Origin of the sequence: Psychrobacter celer (assembly GCF_016107555.1) — a bacterium.
Classification (GTDB): Bacteria; Pseudomonadota; Gammaproteobacteria; order Pseudomonadales; family Moraxellaceae; genus Psychrobacter; species Psychrobacter celer.
In genome coordinates, this window is sequence record NZ_JABASU010000004.1 from 131529 (window position 1) to 147441 (window position 15913).

The 15913-nt window shown below is 44.3% G+C and carries 15 protein-coding genes and 1 pseudogene; 11 read left to right on the top strand and 5 right to left on the bottom strand.

Annotated features, from left to right (window positions below):
• Window positions 1–50: 50 nt before the first annotated feature.
• The gene (gene prfA, locus JFC05_RS03680) at window positions 51–1142 is read right to left on the bottom strand and encodes a peptide chain release factor 1 (RefSeq protein WP_105245729.1); all 1092 of its coding nucleotides are present in this window, start codon (window positions 1140–1142) and stop codon (window positions 51–53) included.
• A 274-nt stretch (window positions 1143–1416) separates the two neighbouring features.
• On the bottom strand, window positions 1417–2562 hold the full coding sequence (locus JFC05_RS03685) for a beta-ketoacyl-ACP synthase III (RefSeq protein WP_198335815.1): 1146 nt from the start codon (window positions 2560–2562) through the stop codon (window positions 1417–1419).
• Between the two features lie 287 nt (window positions 2563–2849).
• Here JFC05_RS03685 and pnuC point away from each other — a divergent pair, with 287 nt between their 5' ends.
• Window positions 2850–3593, top strand: coding sequence for a nicotinamide riboside transporter PnuC (gene pnuC, locus JFC05_RS03690; RefSeq protein WP_198335816.1), 744 nt, complete (start codon window positions 2850–2852; stop codon window positions 3591–3593).
• Window positions 3544–4143 carry an AAA family ATPase gene (locus JFC05_RS03695; protein WP_198335817.1) on the top strand — a complete coding sequence of 200 codons (600 nt, stop codon included), beginning with the start codon at window positions 3544–3546 and terminating at the stop codon, window positions 4141–4143. Before pnuC ends, JFC05_RS03695 begins: the two co-directional genes overlap by 50 nt.
• A gap of 44 nt (window positions 4144–4187) precedes the next feature.
• On the opposite strand, the gene JFC05_RS03700 is transcribed toward JFC05_RS03695, so the two are convergent.
• Window positions 4188–4871 (bottom strand): DUF421 domain-containing protein, encoded by a 684-nt coding sequence (locus JFC05_RS03700; protein WP_198335818.1) that lies wholly within the window; start codon window positions 4869–4871, stop codon window positions 4188–4190.
• A 76-nt stretch (window positions 4872–4947) separates the two neighbouring features.
• On the opposite strand from JFC05_RS03700, the gene JFC05_RS03705 reads away from it, so the two are divergent.
• From JFC05_RS03705 to JFC05_RS03730, 6 genes are all read left to right on the top strand, one after another.
• A complete protein-coding gene (locus JFC05_RS03705; RefSeq protein WP_244658194.1) occupies window positions 4948–5448 on the top strand; it encodes a hypothetical protein in 501 nt (166 codons plus the stop codon).
• Between the two features lie 221 nt (window positions 5449–5669).
• Window positions 5670–7223, top strand: coding sequence for a cell envelope integrity protein CreD (creD, locus tag JFC05_RS03710; RefSeq protein ID WP_198335819.1), 1554 nt, complete (start codon window positions 5670–5672; stop codon window positions 7221–7223).
• 21 nt (window positions 7224–7244) lie between these two features.
• Complete coding sequence (locus tag JFC05_RS03715) at window positions 7245–7769, top strand: TIGR00645 family protein (RefSeq protein ID WP_192992848.1); 525 nt, start codon at window positions 7245–7247, stop codon at window positions 7767–7769.
• A gap of 308 nt (window positions 7770–8077) precedes the next feature.
• Window positions 8078–8995 carry a DMT family transporter gene (locus JFC05_RS03720; RefSeq protein WP_198335820.1) on the top strand — a complete coding sequence of 306 codons (918 nt, stop codon included), beginning with the start codon at window positions 8078–8080 and terminating at the stop codon, window positions 8993–8995.
• A 176-nt stretch (window positions 8996–9171) separates the two neighbouring features.
• Window positions 9172–9543, top strand: a complete 372-nt coding sequence (locus JFC05_RS03725; RefSeq protein WP_198335821.1) for an MliC family protein — start codon at window positions 9172–9174, stop codon at window positions 9541–9543.
• Between the two features lie 299 nt (window positions 9544–9842).
• The gene (locus tag JFC05_RS03730) at window positions 9843–10172 is read left to right on the top strand and encodes a hypothetical protein (RefSeq protein WP_198335822.1); all 330 of its coding nucleotides are present in this window, start codon (window positions 9843–9845) and stop codon (window positions 10170–10172) included.
• A gap of 183 nt (window positions 10173–10355) precedes the next feature.
• On the opposite strand, the gene JFC05_RS03735 is transcribed toward JFC05_RS03730, so the two are convergent.
• Window positions 10356–11219, bottom strand: a complete 864-nt coding sequence (locus tag JFC05_RS03735; protein ID WP_198335823.1) for a DMT family transporter — start codon at window positions 11217–11219, stop codon at window positions 10356–10358.
• 151 nt (window positions 11220–11370) lie between these two features.
• Between JFC05_RS03735 and JFC05_RS03740 the strand changes: the two genes are divergently transcribed.
• Together JFC05_RS03740 and JFC05_RS03745 are read left to right on the top strand one after the other, a co-directional pair.
• Window positions 11371–12261 (top strand): LysR substrate-binding domain-containing protein, encoded by an 891-nt coding sequence (locus JFC05_RS03740; RefSeq protein WP_198335824.1) that lies wholly within the window; start codon window positions 11371–11373, stop codon window positions 12259–12261.
• A 21-nt stretch (window positions 12262–12282) separates the two neighbouring features.
• Window positions 12283–12654 (top strand): annotated as a pseudogene (locus tag JFC05_RS03745) (integrase core domain-containing protein); the annotation flags it as partial.
• Here the strand turns inward: JFC05_RS03745 and JFC05_RS03750 are convergent.
• Window positions 12628–13578, bottom strand: coding sequence for a helix-turn-helix transcriptional regulator (locus JFC05_RS03750; RefSeq protein WP_198335825.1), 951 nt, complete (start codon window positions 13576–13578; stop codon window positions 12628–12630). The pseudogene JFC05_RS03745 and the gene JFC05_RS03750 overlap by 27 nt on opposite strands.
• Before the next feature lie 314 nt (window positions 13579–13892).
• Between JFC05_RS03750 and JFC05_RS03755 the strand changes: the two genes are divergently transcribed.
• Window positions 13893–15905, top strand: coding sequence for a TonB-dependent receptor plug domain-containing protein (locus tag JFC05_RS03755; protein ID WP_198335826.1), 2013 nt, complete (start codon window positions 13893–13895; stop codon window positions 15903–15905).
• Window positions 15906–15913 lie beyond the last annotated feature (8 nt).

Here is a 15913-nt window from a genome sequence, read left to right on the forward strand (position 1 = left end):
GAATACTGCCCGTTTAGATGGTACTTATCAATCTTTGCGACGCGCGGCTATTAATCGCCGCCACCGATACTGGCCATCAAGTCTGCTTGGTGCTCACGCAGTAGCGCATCAAGCAGCTCATCTAAATCGCCTTCCATGATTGAATCGAGCTTATAGAGAGTTAGGTTGATGCGGTGGTCGGTCATACGCCCTTGCGGGAAGTTATAGGTGCGGATACGCTCACTACGATCGCCGCTACCGACGAGGTCACGACGCATCTCATCTGCGGTATCGACCTGCGCTTGTACTTTGGCCTGCTGAATGCGTGATATCAGCATTTGCATCGCTTTTGCGCGGTTTTTGTGCTGGCTACGCTCTTGCTGACACTCTGCCACCACGCCTGTCGGTATGTGCGTCAAGCGCACCGCTGAGTCGGTGGTGTTGACGTGCTGACCACCTGCGCCACTTGAACGATACGTATCCATCTTGATATCAGCAGGATTGAGCTCTACTGTATCATCAATCTCAACTTCTGGCATGACAGCCACCGTACACGCGGATGTGTGGACACGGCCTTGACTTTCTGTTTCTGGTACACGCTGGACACGATGCGCGCCTGACTCAAACTTTAGGCGTCCATAGACGCCGGTGCCTGAGACACGGGTGATGATTTCTTTGTAGCCGCCGTGCTCGCCCTCATTTGCCGATAGCACCTCAACAGTCCAGCCTTGGTTTTGTGCATACTTTTGGTACATACGGAACAAGTCACCAGAGAAAATCGCCGCTTCATCACCGCCCGTCCCAGCGCGAATCTCCAAAAACGCTGGTACCTTATCATTCGGGTCTTTGGGCAGCATCATGACGTTGAGCGCTTCTTCCATCTCAGCGATGGTTTCACGAGCACTGTCGATCTCATCGATCAGCATCTCTTTCATGTCAGGATCAGTGGCGTCAGCCAGCATCGCCTCAGCATCTGCTTGATCAGTTTCTGCACGCCCATAGTTCTGCCATAACGTGGTGATGTCCATCAGGTCACTATGCTCAACAGACAGCTCACGAAATTTATTATTGTCACTGATGACACTAGGATCGGATAATAAGGCGGTGACCTCTTCATAACGGTCTACCATCTGGTCTAAACGCAGGCGTAAGGATTCTTTCATAAAAGGACTTTTAATCAAATGAGGGGAATAAGAGAGTGATTATAGCAAATTTTTCCGTTTAAATTAAAACCTGTCAGCAATCTGCCTATTATACTCATAAATTACCGCCTGTGCGGCCGAGCAGAAGTGATAGAAATCAATAGCTTGATACCATATCCTACTGACATAAAAAAATAGCCAAGATTGCTCTTAGCTATTTGTTGTTGTCGGTAGTGAACAACAGGTAACAGTAACTATCAGCCGCCGTGCTAGGTGCTAGCGGTATCGCTGTCGTTTATACCTTGCGCACCAGCACCGAGCCGATCGAGTAACCTGCGCCAAATGAGCAAATCACACCCAAATCACCTGATGCCAGCTTGTCTTTGTAGCGATGGAAGACAATCATCGGACTGGCTGAGCTGGTATTGGCAAACTCATCGATGACGCTTGGCACGATGGCTTTGTCCGCATCACGCCCCACGACCGTGCGCAAGATAAGATCTAGCATATTGGCATTTGCTTGGTGCAGCCACATCATCTTAATGTCGCTTGCTTGTAGCTCGTTGTCATGCAGGTGCTCAGTGATAATCTCTGATACCTTTGGACAGACCTCACGGAACACTTTGCGACCGTTTTGTAAAAACAGCTTGTCCGTGACCGGCTCTTTGATATCAGGATACATCTCAGTCTGCGCCGCCAAAAACTCGGAGCGATCCATAAAACCGTATTCGTTTTTGATGTTGGTTGAAAACTGAGTAAACAGTTTTGAGTTGATAATCTCATAACCTTTAGGCGTCTCTAGCTCTTCGACGATAGAAGCCGTCGCCACATCACCAAAGATAAAATGACTATCACGGTTGCGCCAGTTTAAATGCGCTGAGGTAATCTCGACGTTGACGACGGCGACGCGCTTAGCCAGTCCTGAGATAATTGAGCCGTGCGCTTGTGACAGACCAAAAGTGGCGGCACTACAAGCGACGTTCATGTCATAAGCGAAACCGCCTACCATGCCGATTGCCTCTTGGATCTCGATGGCGACGGCAGGATAAGTGCGCTGAAAGTTAGAACAGGCTAGAATAATACCGTCTAGATCATTTGCCTCAAGTCCAGCGTCCGCTAGGGCATCATTCAATGCCGCTACGCCCATCTCAGCCATGACTGATAGCTCTTCGCCAAGCTGGCGATAAGGAATCACAGGTGCCATGATTTCAGGATCTAAGATCCCGTCTTTTTCCATGACATAGCGTGATTTGATGCCAGATACTTTTTCGATAAATGCAGCTGATGAAGGCTGCAGTGCGGTCACAGTTTCTGCTGCGATCTCGTCGGCATGCTCATTGTTGTAGTTTTCGACATACTGGTTAAATGAAGCCACCAGCTCTTCATTGCTGATGCTATAAGGAGGAACGTATAGGCCGGTGCCCGTGATACAAGTCGTCATAATAAGCTTCCTTGTCTACTGCGGTAGTGCTTGGATAAGCGTAAAAGTGAAAAAATAAGGATGTTTTGGTTTCGGTGAATAAATGTAAACTTAAAATCAGAGCCTTTATTATGCCTGAATATTATTATTTTTCTAATACTTTGTTACAAATAATGCATTTGTGACGAAAAATAAGCAAAGACGACCTTTATTTGTGGGCATCTACGCTATAATTACGAGGCTCAGGGCGTGATATGCGACTATTAAGCGCTCGCAAACAGTCAAAGCGTTTATATTTAGGAATATTAATGGTAGAACTTTTTAATTGGCTTTTTGGTCAATATGCGGACTACTCCACCTTATTTATCAGTCTAGAGCTCATCGCCGTCAGCTGCGGGGTTGCAAGTGTGCTGCTGGCGAGTCGACTCAATGTCTTAGTCTTCCCTATCGGTCTGATCAGTACGGCGATCTTTGTTTATTTGCTATGGCAGTGGCAGTTGTTTGGCGATATGTTTATCAATGCCTATTATACCGTAATGAGCCTATATGGCTGGATTAATTGGTCAAAAAACAAAGCAAACAACACCGTTTCAGACCATATCAACCCTACCAGCAAGCAAGACCGCGCGCTCAAGGAGGCTGAGAGCGCCATCCAAGTTGAGCGGCTAAGCACAAAAGACTTGCCCATACTAGCGAGTCTGGCCGCGGCCACCATGGCCTTTGTGGCACTGGTGTATTACTTCCGCCCCGTGATAAACAATGGCTTTAGCTTTGAGGGTACCGTGCTGGGACTGCAGTTATTTACGTGGGTCGACTACACCGACATGCTAACCACGGCGCTGTTTTTGATGGCGATGTGGCTGATGGCACGACGCAAAATTGAGCACTGGCTATTGTGGATCGTCGCCGATGCCATCTCCGTACCGCTATACTTTTATAAAGGTCTCACCTTTACTGCACTACAATACGTAGTCTTCACTCTGATCGCAATCTGGGCTTATTATGAATGGCAACAACGCTATCGCAAACAACCTCAAACAGCATACGCCTAAATCCGTCGTCAATGTCGCAGTATTGGGCGCTGAAAGCACTGGCAAGACCACGTTGTGCCGAGATCTGGCGGCGCATTTTGCCAGTCCTTGGGTGCCAGAGTATATGCGCACTTACCTACAAGCCAAATGGGATAACGAGCAGCTGACCTGTACGTGGGAGGATTTATTGCCCATCGCGCAAGGTCAGATTGAGTTAGAAAACAAACGCGCAATGCAAGCGGCACAGCTACCTGCTGGCCAGCGTTATGTATTCTGTGATACCAGCTTGTTTGAGCTGATGGTTTATTCAAACTGGTACTATGGCGACTGTCCTCTTGCCCTGACTCAGGCGGCACTGGCGCATCATTATGACCTGATACTACTGACTGAGGTCGATACGCCGTGGGTCGCCGATGACTTGCGTGATGCGCCGCATGAGCGTGATGATATTAGCCGCTACTTTGCAGATCAGCTTAGTGTTCATCACAAGTCATTTAGACGTATTGGTGGTGGTAGACAGACTCGTGTTATGCAGGTAGCAGAGTGGTTAAACAATTTTGATTGTGTGTAAATTTTTGCTTAGGCTATTTTAATAAAAACAATGACTGGTATGGCTTATCTGACAATCTGGCTATTGAGCGCTTTTGCCCAGTTTTTGCAGTTATTCTGACACCGCGAGCATACTTGATCAGGGCTTGTGATATGCTCGATATAACCGCAGTACATGCAAGCATAATGCACGCCTGACTCTACCTTCTCCACTGGCTGATACTGCTTAGGAAAAAGCGGCATACCGTAGCCTGTTTGCTCAGGTGGGTATAATAAGACGCTAAAATTGCCATCGGTTTCTAGCAGGCCGGTACGCACTTGCCCTAGATGCTCCACGCCCTGCTGACGCATCTCAGCAAAAAACTCATCGTGCGACATCTTGCCTTTTTTGATTTTGTCGAGCACCAGCATCCCATCTTCTACGATATACAGCGATTTTCCTTCTAGCAAATTTTCAAACGGCTGAAACTTCATCATCGCCCACGTACACAAGCGATACAGCAAGATGACGGTACTCATAATCAGCACCGCTTGGATGATCGGTAAATCCTCAGTAAACATCGGGTCGCCAGCGATAGAGCCTAATGACAAAATGATAGTCAGCTCAAATATAGACAACTGACGGACGCCGCGCTTACCCGTAAAGCGCAAGAACGTAATAATCAGTACAAACATCACAGTCACACGTACCAATATCTCTAGGACAAATGCCCACGTGGTATCATAAATAAAAATACTCGCCCAATCCATAAACGGTTCCTTGTTGTTATTTTTAATAACGCTCTATTTTATGCAAAACTTGCGTCAATCACTGTAGGAATTATTTTTGAAAGCCACCTTTTATACCATAGTCGCGTTAATTGCATTTGCCGCAAACTCTTTATTTTGTAGGATGGCGCTGGCGGAGGGCTATATCGATGCTTGGAGCTTCACCACCCTTCGCCTGCTGAGTGCCGCGATGAGCTTGGCGGTGGTGATGTCGGTGCACACCTACTGGCTGCATCAGCACAAACCACATCAACAAATGCCACGTCAAAAAAACCTACATCTAAATACCGCGACTGATGACGCTATTTTACAAGATAAAGGTAGCTGGATAAGTAGTATCAGTCTGGTGGTTTATGCGCTTTGTTTTTCGATTGCATATACAGCATTAGATACAGGCACAGGCGCGCTGATTTTGTTTTCGGCAGTACAGCTGACGATCTACGTGATAGTCCTTTCGAGCGCAAGGCTATTAGTGCACGGTTTGAGGATGAGTTTAATGACTATCACAAAGGGTTTCGGCGTATCGGTGGTGACAGAATGTCGCGAGTACGGCAAGTAGCAGTCCGCTTGCAAGAATTAAGCTAATCTTGCTTAGGCTATTTATTAAAGATAGCTATTAAGACAACGTCAAAACCTGCCAATACCAGTGCCTCCATTCATTTTCATAGTTTTTCCATCTTTCTTGCACCGCTTTTTAGTATTGCTTCTCTACGCTGTTATTTAACTTTACGGACTTGTTATCTGAGTCGCTAGTTAAATCATCAGCTTGAGGACATTCGCATGCAAAAAACCCTATTTATAAAACTCACTGTCATCGCTAGCCTCTGTGTGCTCTTTGCCATTGGTCTGACGATGTTCAGTAGCGTTATTACTGAAAGACAGTATTATGCTGACTCCGTGGTTCGAGAAATCGCCGATCAGCATGTCAACCCACAAGAGATTATTACCCCTTTCATCGCCATTCCCGTCACCACGACACCAGAATGTACAAGCGCTGCTAATAAAGCTAATAAATGTGCGCCGCCCTTCACAACCATAGATACAGTTTTTGCGGCGCAAAGCTTGGCGACGCAAAATCTTGACGTCAGTACTGACACTTATCAGCGCGGCATCTATCACGCGACTAGCTATAATGGCGATATCAGTTTTAAGCAAAGCTATAAGCCGCAGACTGCTATAGAGTCTATTGAGACTGCCGATGTGCAAACCGATATGCCGGATACTACTGCAGTGCGTGACACTATAGCAACGGCGAAGCAGACAATCACGCACTGGGAGCAAGCTAAGCTCATTATTCCGGTATCAGACTTACGCGGCGTGCCCACCTTGCCTACTGTCACAATAGATAAGCAAACTCTAAAAGCCACTTATCCAAGCGTGTCTATGCTCAACGGCTTAAGCTACGTAGAAGTCGCCTTACCACAAAACACCGTAACGCAATTAAAAGCCAATACTACAGCTTTGCCTAATACCGCAAATAGTAATATTAACGCCAACCAAGCTATTGATATTACTATTGATTTACCGCTTGCCGGTATTAGTAACCTAAACACAGTCCCTACCGGCTCAAACTTTAAGCTGAGTATGCAAAGCAACTGGCATGCACCAAATTTTATAGGTAAAGCTTTGCCGAATACTAAAGACTTTAGTGCTGAGGGATTTACTGCTAACTGGCAGAACCAGTACCTGACTGTGGCTAATAATCAATATTTATCGCAGTGCTTGAGCACGGCAAACAATAGCTGCACCGTTGATAGCAGAGCGCGCTTAGACAGTGGCAATCCTGCTGATTATGGGGCGGCAGCAGCCGTCGTACAAGAAGTTGCCGGTAGCACCAATCACGGCAACCTAAATAGCGTGCGTCTTAATAGCTTTGGGGTCAGTTTCGCAGAACCTAACGATGTTTATTTGCAAACAGAACGTACCATGAAATACGCTCTACTATTAATTTTGATCTCATTTGGCACTTTCTTTTTATTCGAAGTGATTAAATCGAGTCGCATCCATCCGATTCAGTATTTGTTAGTAGGCTGCGCGCTATTGACCTTTTATGTTTTGTTATTACCATTAGCTGAGCAAATCGCTTTTTGGCAAGCTTATGCTATTGCAGGTAGTAGCTGCGTTGGGCTGATCGGTTGGTACACTTATTATGTGCTCGGCGGCGTCAGGCGAGCGGTTATCTTTACCGCTATCTTAGCTGGTCTCTACGCCGCCTTTTATGGCATTCTCACCACTGAAGATCTAAATTTACTGTTAGGTGCGGTATTCTGCTTTATACTACTTGCCTGCGTGATGGTTATGACCCGTAAAATTGACTGGTATAAGATCGCTTGACTTAACACTAAAGAGACCTCAATGATAAAAAAAATTGAATTTTATTTAGAAAAGACCATCTTCAATAGTCGTTGGATATTGACACCGTTTTATTTAGGCTTAGTAATAGGTATCTTGTTGCTATTTATTAAGTTCGTACAAAAGCTAGTAGGAATGATGACTTATGTATTAGATGCCCCAATATCTGATGTTATTGTAGATATCTTGGTACTAGTTGATATTTCTTTGGTAGCTAGTTTATTGCTCATTATTATCTTTAGCGGCTATGAGATTTTTGTCTCCAAAATCGATACGGGCACAAGCGACGATCGTCCAAGCTGGATGGGAAAAGTGGACTTTTCAGGCCTAAAGCTAAAAGTAATAGGCGCGATAGTTGCTATCTCAGCCATTGATCTTCTCAAGTCGTTTATGGATATATCTAGCAAGATGAGTGATCTCGATGCTGATAAGCTCATGTGGAAAGTGATTATTCACATGGCTTTTGTACTCTCAGGTTTATTGTTTGCATTCATGGATAAAATCGTAGGCGACACCAAAAAGCATTAATCAATGTCATTACTTATAGGGCGTGTTGAACATTCACAAATAGGCACTGCTGATCGCCAAAATTGTTCCAGACAAGGCGCAAAGCGACGATAATGCAGACGCCTTAGCTAGATTTGCAACGCAGTATGGCGCAATTTTAGCATCAGCCGTAGGGACAGGACTCTTTTTTGCCGCTTCATTGGTAAAAATAGACGCTTAGAGCGACTAAGCTTACTATTTTTACCTTCGAATCGTCTAAAAAATAGTCTCTGTCAGTGCCATGGTTGAATGTTCAACACGCCCTAATACTCTAATTCTAAAGGGTTCTCTTGACAGCTACTTTCTATACTATTATTGCCCTTGTCGCTTTCGCTACCAATTCTCTACTATGCCGAATGGCATTGATGGAAGGGGCTATCGATCCTTGGAACTTTACGATTTTACGACTACTGAGCGGCGCTATTTGTTTAGGTATTATCATCACCCTTCATACACATCGTCTAAAACATCAGACACAAACCGTGACTTCTTTTAACAGCGACTCTAACACTGACAATAATAACGCTGCTGTTTCTGCTATTTTAGCGGATAAAGGCAGCTGGCTTAGTAGTGTCAGCTTAGTGGTCTACGCGCTTTGTTTTTCGCTTGCTTATGTGGATCTAGATGCCGGCACTGGGGCGCTCATATTATCTGCTGCTGTGCAACTGACGATGATAGGTTGGAGTATTTACCAAAAGGAGCAATTAACTGTACTGCAGTGGCTTGCGCTAGCTTGCGCGCTGATTGGCTTTGTCTATTTAATGCTCCCTTCAGCAGCCATACCTTCTTTTATAGGCGCTCTGATTATGGCGCTTAGCGGTATCGCTTGGGGCATCTATAGTATACGCGGCAAAGCTTGTCTCTCGCCGCTACGAGCTACGGGGTTTAATTTTATCAGAAGCCTAGTCGCTATCCCTTTTTTGTTGATAGTCGCTATCAGCCATTGGGCTGGGATAAGTATGCAAGGCGTGGTGCTAGCAGTAATATCAGGCGCGATTACTTCTGGCCTCGGCTACTGTATGTGGTATGTGGCTATGCCCTTGTTAAAAAGTACTCAAGCGGCAGTGGTGCAGCTTTGTGTACCGATAATTGCAGCACTAGGAGGTGTTTTGTTTTTGTCAGAAACTCTGAGCTTACGCTTTATTATCGCTAGTATAGTCATCTTAGGGGCGGTACTGGTGTTTATCTTAAACAAAAAAACAGTGTAAACAAAAAACCAAATATCGCTCAATCACTTAACCGATCAGGACTTAGCAAATCACGAAAAAGACAGAAATAATTACCTTAGTAAACTCTAACCATAACACGAAATTACATTCGAACATGTATCATATTGCTCAGTATAACAACTCACATTCACTTACCAACTTGAGGAATATCGTTTATGAAAAAATTACTTGCTGTTGCTCCTTTTACCGTTTTGTTAGCCGCTTGTGCAACCAACGCTCCGACTACCACTGCCCCAACCACTGCTGCCAAACCAGTCGTTCAGTCATTTACCTGTGAAGACGACGGCATGATTACTGCCGCCTATGCAGCGGATGGTCAAGCGGCCAATCTAAACGTCACCTTGCCAAAAGTAGGTCTACAAGACGCAAAAATCACGTTAGAGCAAGCAGTATCAGGCTCTGGCGTACGTTATGTAAACAATGTAAACCCAAAGACCACCTATGACTGGCATACCAAAGCAGACTTTGGCATTATGACCATCACCTCAGACAATGGTCAACAGTATCAAGTAAACTGCCAACTATAGTTATTGACTATAAATAATGTATTGACCAGTGTTTTTACACTTATGAATGATGAGAGTCAGTTGTGAAGCTACTGGCTCTTTTTTATTGTACCAACCGCAATCAAGACAATCCCAATGTTGGGAGACAATGACTGATACCTGACATCCACGCCCTAAAAAGACGTGGCTTTACGGTGCTTTTTGATAAAAAATGATTGACTTCTCTTATATATTCGATATATAACATATTATATATTCTAATTAATAAATATATTGCGATGCGTCTATTACGTATCCATCAGAATATATGGGAGGCTGCTATGATTCATTTAAGCTACACTATCAAATGCTGGGCATTGGGCGTTGCTTTTTTTATCGGCTTTTACTTTATGGTGCTGCTAAGTGACCCCAGTTTTAGCAAATATGTCTATATACTGGCCCTGAGTACCGTACTTTTTCCCATTGCCAAACGGGCCGTCGATGCGATGATGAGTTTTTTTGCCCCAAACACTGAGCTGTTTAATGGTTTGTTACCTTCATTGCTGATTAATATCTTGATCTGGATATTTACCCCATTTATCGTAGCACTCGCAGTCATTGCCTTTATTTTGCATAGTATGGGCGTACTGACAGAGAATATCGGTCATTAGCCAAGCGTAGTGATGGGGATGTCCGTTATGCCGACCTACCCATCACCTTGCATCGCTAAACCCTCAAGCTTTACCTCTCGAGATAAATGATAACCAAAAATTTTTGTTCAATTATGCATAATGTAATAAATATTCATATTATTCATGGCAAATCAGCTTGATTAGGTTTTAAAAGCTATTATCCTACCCAGTTTTTTGTCTAAACCTCATAGATTCGAGAGTAGCTAGCCATATCAAAGGTAGGATAATCAGCGCAGACCCTACTAACAAAGTCATATTTGGTACTTCATTAAACCATATGATTCCAACCCCCACCGCTCCTATTAAACCTGAGTATTCCGCACTAGAGACTTTGTACGCTTCAATGTGTCGATACACCTGTACGCATATACCTGCATAAATCAAAATGAATACATTTGAACTGGCGGCCGCAATCAATGAGCGCCAATCAAATGGCTGTCCTTCCCAAATAGCCAAACCAAGCGCGAATGGAATTCCTAATAAATTGGTCAAAAGTAGCGTTTGATAGACAGTATGATGTTGTGGAAGTTTACGAACTAACAGATTGTTTAGCGCCATGGTTACCGCCACTATAAGGGCAAACACCGCCCCTAAATTGATCTGTTTCGGTTGTACAATAACGAGAATACCAGCAAAACCTAACATAGAGGCTGCGATAGTCGGAAAGTTTAATCTGTCTTTATAAAATAAAAAACCCAGTGGTAATACAAATAAAGGGGCGGCATAAAAAATAGCATTCGCAGTCGCAAGAGGCAGTGCTTGAAGAGACAGTACCATGAATATCACACCCAATAACCACACGTGACTACGAACAAAGTGCCATTTTATATTACTGAATAACTTGTTCTTTTTATTAATTAAGGAAAATGGCAACAGCATTAAAACCGCTGTGCATTGACGAAACAGGATAAATTGATATACCGCCGTCTCAGAGGGCAAGGCCTTTATCAAGGCGTCTGAGAAGACCGCAATGATATTTCCTAGTACCAATAGCGTCATGGCAAATGCAACACTCATCTTTGGCATTCTTAGCCTCCTCTACTGCCGTGCTCTAAATTCAGAAACTGTTAAAACCCCCATGGGTTCATGCTGATTTAACGATCTGTCAGGCAGTATATTCAAGTAAGAGTATGATGTATAATGATATAAAACATATTTAGTATTAACTGAGGTAATAATGGATTTACCACCGCTGCGTGCAATACAGTGCTTCGAGTCCGTTGCAAGGCTTAACAGCTTTTCAAAAGCAGCACAAAGCCTCAATGTGACACAAAGTGCAGTCAGTCACCAAATACGCATCCTTGAGGAGTATCTTGGGGAGTTGATGTTTTACAGGCAAGGCCGGACCTTTTCATTGACAGAGGTTGGTGAGTGTTATTTCACAGATGTGAGTCGCGCATTGGGTCTTCTTTCAGATAGTAGTCAGATTATTAAACATGGAAAACCTGGGCATATACGCTTAGCTCTGTACAGTTCAGTCGCAGTGAATTGGTTGATTCCTCGACTAGAAGACTTCTATAGACAGTATCCAGAAATAGAACTTACTTTAGACATGGTTAATCATCCCTCTGATTATAATGAGCAAAGGGCCGATTGTTATATCACCGTCGATCCTCCTCCACATGCTTTCATCAGTAAGTTTTTATTTGCTGAAACTTTATATCCTGTTTGTGGTCAAAAGCTTTGGGAGAAAATAAGAGATAAACCCCTTCCTGACGCATTGTGGCGGCATCCAATATTGTCTGTGAGATATGCAGATACGAGCAAGAATACAGCGGAGGATTGGCTGCGATGGTGTAAGGCAGGCGGATTTGAATTACCAAGCGATATAAAGATAAATCATTTTAGTCATGTACTATTAGCGATAGAAGCCGCACGGTACAATCTGGGTATTACTCTTACCAATAATTATATGATGCAGGATGATGCTTATAAACAAAATATCGTTAGAGTTCCAATGCATGAATTTCTAACAGGGGATAACTTTTACTTCGTTTGTAAGGAATTAAGGAATAATCAGGATGATATTATTAAATTAAGCGAATGGCTGGAATCCCAATGTAATTAAAAAAGGGGCTGTCCTAGATAAGCAATAGCAGATAGAAACCATCCCAAAGATGTGATTCATCATAGTGATCGAGGGGTTCAGTACTTATCCATTCGCTATACTTCTAGGATGACGGATTCTAGCGTCATTGCCTCTGTTAGTACAACAGGCGACTCTTATGACAACGTATTGGCTGAAACGGTCAATGGGCTTTATAAGTCTGAGGTGATTCATTATTTAAAGCAGAACTGGACTGGTGTGAACGATGTTGAATTAGCCACGCTTGAGTGGGTGGACTGGTTTAATAAAACCCGTTTGCATAGCACGATTGGATATGTGTCACCCTTTGAGTTTGAAAAGCGGTATATAATGAGCTCTTTACCGTATTCATTGTTTACGAAAATCATTCGGTGATATCACAAACCTTGATTTAAATACCTGACTAAAGTAGCTTGGTTGATACCCGCACATACTGGCAACACTTTTAATGCTTAAATCAGGGCGACAGCGCAGTAGCTGGCAAGACTGTTCTAAACGATATTCCGTTAAATATTCATGGATACCAAGCCCCGTTTCATTTTTAAAGCCTTTTTTTAAATAACACTCATTTAAGGCCACTCGGCTAGCCAAACTAGTAATGGTCAGCTCGGTATGAAATTCATTTTGAATAATATTAATGGCCTGCTGTATCTTCTTTGCTATCATAACATCTTGCTGCTGGTAATGACGTCGATTGATTTGCTCTGGTATTTCTAGCAGCATCGCCAGCCAAGACAGCGCTTTTGCCTGTATGCGCATACAGTCACTGAGCGTTTCACTGCGTGGCATGCGACATATCTGCCAGCCTAGCTCTCTTAAGCTGGTCGGCACTTGTATCCGAGTCACCACCTGCTTACAACTGCCATCCACCAAATGCAATAGCCAACTAGGCAATGGCTGCTGCTTATGCAATGCCAACAGATATTCAGGACGAAACTTCAAGCTAGTATAATAGCTAGGTTTATTTAGCGCATTGTGCTTTTGTGCAGGGTAATGATAACCATTGGTCACATTCATTTGCTCATGATATAAATGAGGAAACGCAATCTGTTTATCTGTCTTTTTCACATCTGCAAACGCAAAACACACACCCACATAGCCATCGCTATTCATCTCTGGATACACAATTGGAGTCGCTGTTTGCATTTGCTCTCGCACCAAAGTAAACCCATCAGCTATTTGATAACTTTCCTGATACGCTTTGACATTCTCTGCCTGCTCCCCACCTGTCAGTTTGCGTATGTGCATACTTCCTAACTCGTGGTCTTGCCATGGCAGTGCCTCAATCGCCACACTCATATGACTGCTCCTCTGACCTCTATCCATCTCAAACTGTCTTAAATATCACTTTTCAGTTAAATCCACTCATCTAACCAAAACATCAACCCAGCATAAAAGCACGGCATCAAGCTCTGACAACAAACACAGTCATCTTTTGATGAGCTGGTCTTTAACTGACGAAAATGTATACCTACAATTTTTCGACTCGCTGCTTTAACTTGCCATCATTCCTGATTTTGATAGCAATTCTTTCCTGATTGTGACACAAATCTTCACAAAATTATATGATAATCATTCTCATTAAATTGACTGCATATTTTTGAGGTTTGACCATGCTTGCTCTTCGTACCCCACTTTCTTTTGCTGTAAAAACACTCATGTTCGGCTCATTGGCTACACTAAGCACCGTGGCCTTTTCAGCATCAGACAGCACAGACCTAAGCAATGAAGATGTACCAACCACCACCCTAGACACCATCACCGTCACTGCCAGCTCTGGCGGTGTGACACCGACGGTCAATCAGCAAATCATAGAAAAAAGCACCATTCTCGACATGAAAGACGTGTTAAAAGACCAACCCAGCCTCTCCGTCAGTGGTGGCAACGGTGTCGCACAGCAGCTATACATTCGTAATATGGGAGAAAACGAGCTGACCTTTAGCGTGGACAATGTCAGTACCAGTGCGCAAGTATTTCACCATCAATCTCGCTTTATGTTTGATCCCGCCTTGCTTAAATCCATCAACATTGAAAAAGGCACAGGCGCAGCCAGCTCGGGTATTGGTGTTACTGCTGGAGCTATTCGTATGACAACAGTTAACGCCAATGACATGCTAAAATCTGGTAAAGATGTTGGCGCAATGATTGGTGGCGGCTATAGCAGCAATGAAGGCTGGAACGGGGTGACAGCCGCTTATGGACGCAGCTCAAACGGTGCAGTTGATGGCATCATCATGGGCAACATCGTTCATAATGACAATTACGAAGATGGCGATGGCAACGAAGTGCCCTATACCGAAATAGACCAAGAAGGCTATTTGGCAAAACTTGGCTGGAACATCAACCCAGACAACCGCCTTGAGCTGAGTCATCGCCGTGAGCAAATGAGCGGTGACATCGGCTTTCGCCCCAATCTTATCGGCACCTTCGGCGACCAGACCATTTTTGATACCGAAACCACGCAAGACACCACCAACCTAGCCTATCAAGGCTATGACATTGGTGGTATCTACGCTCTTGATATCGATGCCAATGTTTTTTATAGCAAGACCGATGACGAGCGTAAACAAATCGACAATCTTTCTGCCCGCATTCCAGACCCGCTAAACTCCGAAGCAGAAACCACAGGGGCAAATCTGTCCGTCACCTACCCAGTGACAGATGCGCACAGACTGGTCACTGGTATCAACTATCGAGACAGCAAAATCAGCGCAGATGCCTATACAGTTGGCACTGGCGAAGAAGAAAAGGAAGAATACGGTGTATTTGCTGAAATGCGCTGGGACTTTGACCCCATCTTGCTGACCACAGGCGCACGCTACGACCATTACGACATCACCAACAACACCGAGCAAAACCTAAGCGATGGCATGGTCAGCCCCAGCATTGCTGCCACTTGGTTTGTAAATAACAACTTATCTCTTAACGCCAGCTGGTCTCAAGCCATCCAATCTCCAAAGCTGTATGAATCTTTAATTCTGGCATTGGCCAATGGCGACCAACACAGCTTTGCCGATGACTTAGAAGCTGGTAAAGCGCAAAACGCAGAAATCGGTATTGAATGGATGGGGGATAATGGCTTTATGGCAGGCGCAAGCGTCTTTGACCAACGTTTTAAAGACTACATCCACACCTACGACACCGTACAAGCCAACCAAGGCGAACTCAAAAACCAAGGCTACGAGCTTAACCTAGGCTACCAAAACAACGGCATCAAAGCCTATCTTGGTATGTCGCACAATGACCCTGAGTTAAATGGCGAATATTACGGCTATGCCCTCGACGTTGTCCCAACGGGTGACAAATATGTTGCGTCGGTTTCTTATCAGTTTGACGACCCCCAGCTTGAGATTGGTGTCAAACATCGTCACATGGATGAATACCAATACCGTGAAGCGGGCGAAACTGAGGACCGCACCATGCCAAAATATTGGGTCACCGATGTCTTCGCCAACTGGCAACCTTTCAACAATGACAGCCTGAGCCTCAACGCTGGCATCAACAACATTGCAGATAAAATGTATTACAACCAAAGCAACTTCCGCTCCACGCGCTTTACCGACTTAACCAACTGGAATGCCGAGCGTGGTCGTGAATACCGTGTGGGCATTAACTATAAGTTCTAATACCATAA

Bases quoted from the DNA above. Each gene is read 5' to 3' on its own strand.
- prfA (WP_105245729.1), bottom strand. From the start codon at position 1,142: ATGAAAGAATCCTTACGCCTGCGTTTAGACCAGATGGTAGACCGTTAT.
- JFC05_RS03685 (WP_198335815.1), bottom strand. From the start codon at position 2,562: ATGACGACTTGTATCACGGGCACCGGCCTATACGTTCCTCCTTATAGC.
- pnuC (WP_198335816.1), top strand. From the start codon at position 2,850: ATGGTAGAACTTTTTAATTGGCTTTTTGGTCAATATGCGGACTACTCC.
- JFC05_RS03695 (WP_198335817.1), top strand. From the start codon at position 3,544: ATGAATGGCAACAACGCTATCGCAAACAACCTCAAACAGCATACGCCT.
- JFC05_RS03700 (WP_198335818.1), bottom strand. From the start codon at position 4,871: ATGGATTGGGCGAGTATTTTTATTTATGATACCACGTGGGCATTTGTC.
- creD (WP_198335819.1), top strand. From the start codon at position 5,670: ATGCAAAAAACCCTATTTATAAAACTCACTGTCATCGCTAGCCTCTGT.
- JFC05_RS03715 (WP_192992848.1), top strand. From the start codon at position 7,245: ATGATAAAAAAAATTGAATTTTATTTAGAAAAGACCATCTTCAATAGT.
- JFC05_RS03725 (WP_198335821.1), top strand. From the start codon at position 9,172: ATGAAAAAATTACTTGCTGTTGCTCCTTTTACCGTTTTGTTAGCCGCT.
- JFC05_RS03730 (WP_198335822.1), top strand. From the start codon at position 9,843: ATGATTCATTTAAGCTACACTATCAAATGCTGGGCATTGGGCGTTGCT.
- JFC05_RS03735 (WP_198335823.1), bottom strand. From the start codon at position 11,219: ATGCCAAAGATGAGTGTTGCATTTGCCATGACGCTATTGGTACTAGGA.
- JFC05_RS03740 (WP_198335824.1), top strand. From the start codon at position 11,371: ATGGATTTACCACCGCTGCGTGCAATACAGTGCTTCGAGTCCGTTGCA.
- JFC05_RS03750 (WP_198335825.1), bottom strand. From the start codon at position 13,578: ATGAGTGTGGCGATTGAGGCACTGCCATGGCAAGACCACGAGTTAGGA.
- JFC05_RS03755 (WP_198335826.1), top strand. From the start codon at position 13,893: ATGCTTGCTCTTCGTACCCCACTTTCTTTTGCTGTAAAAACACTCATG.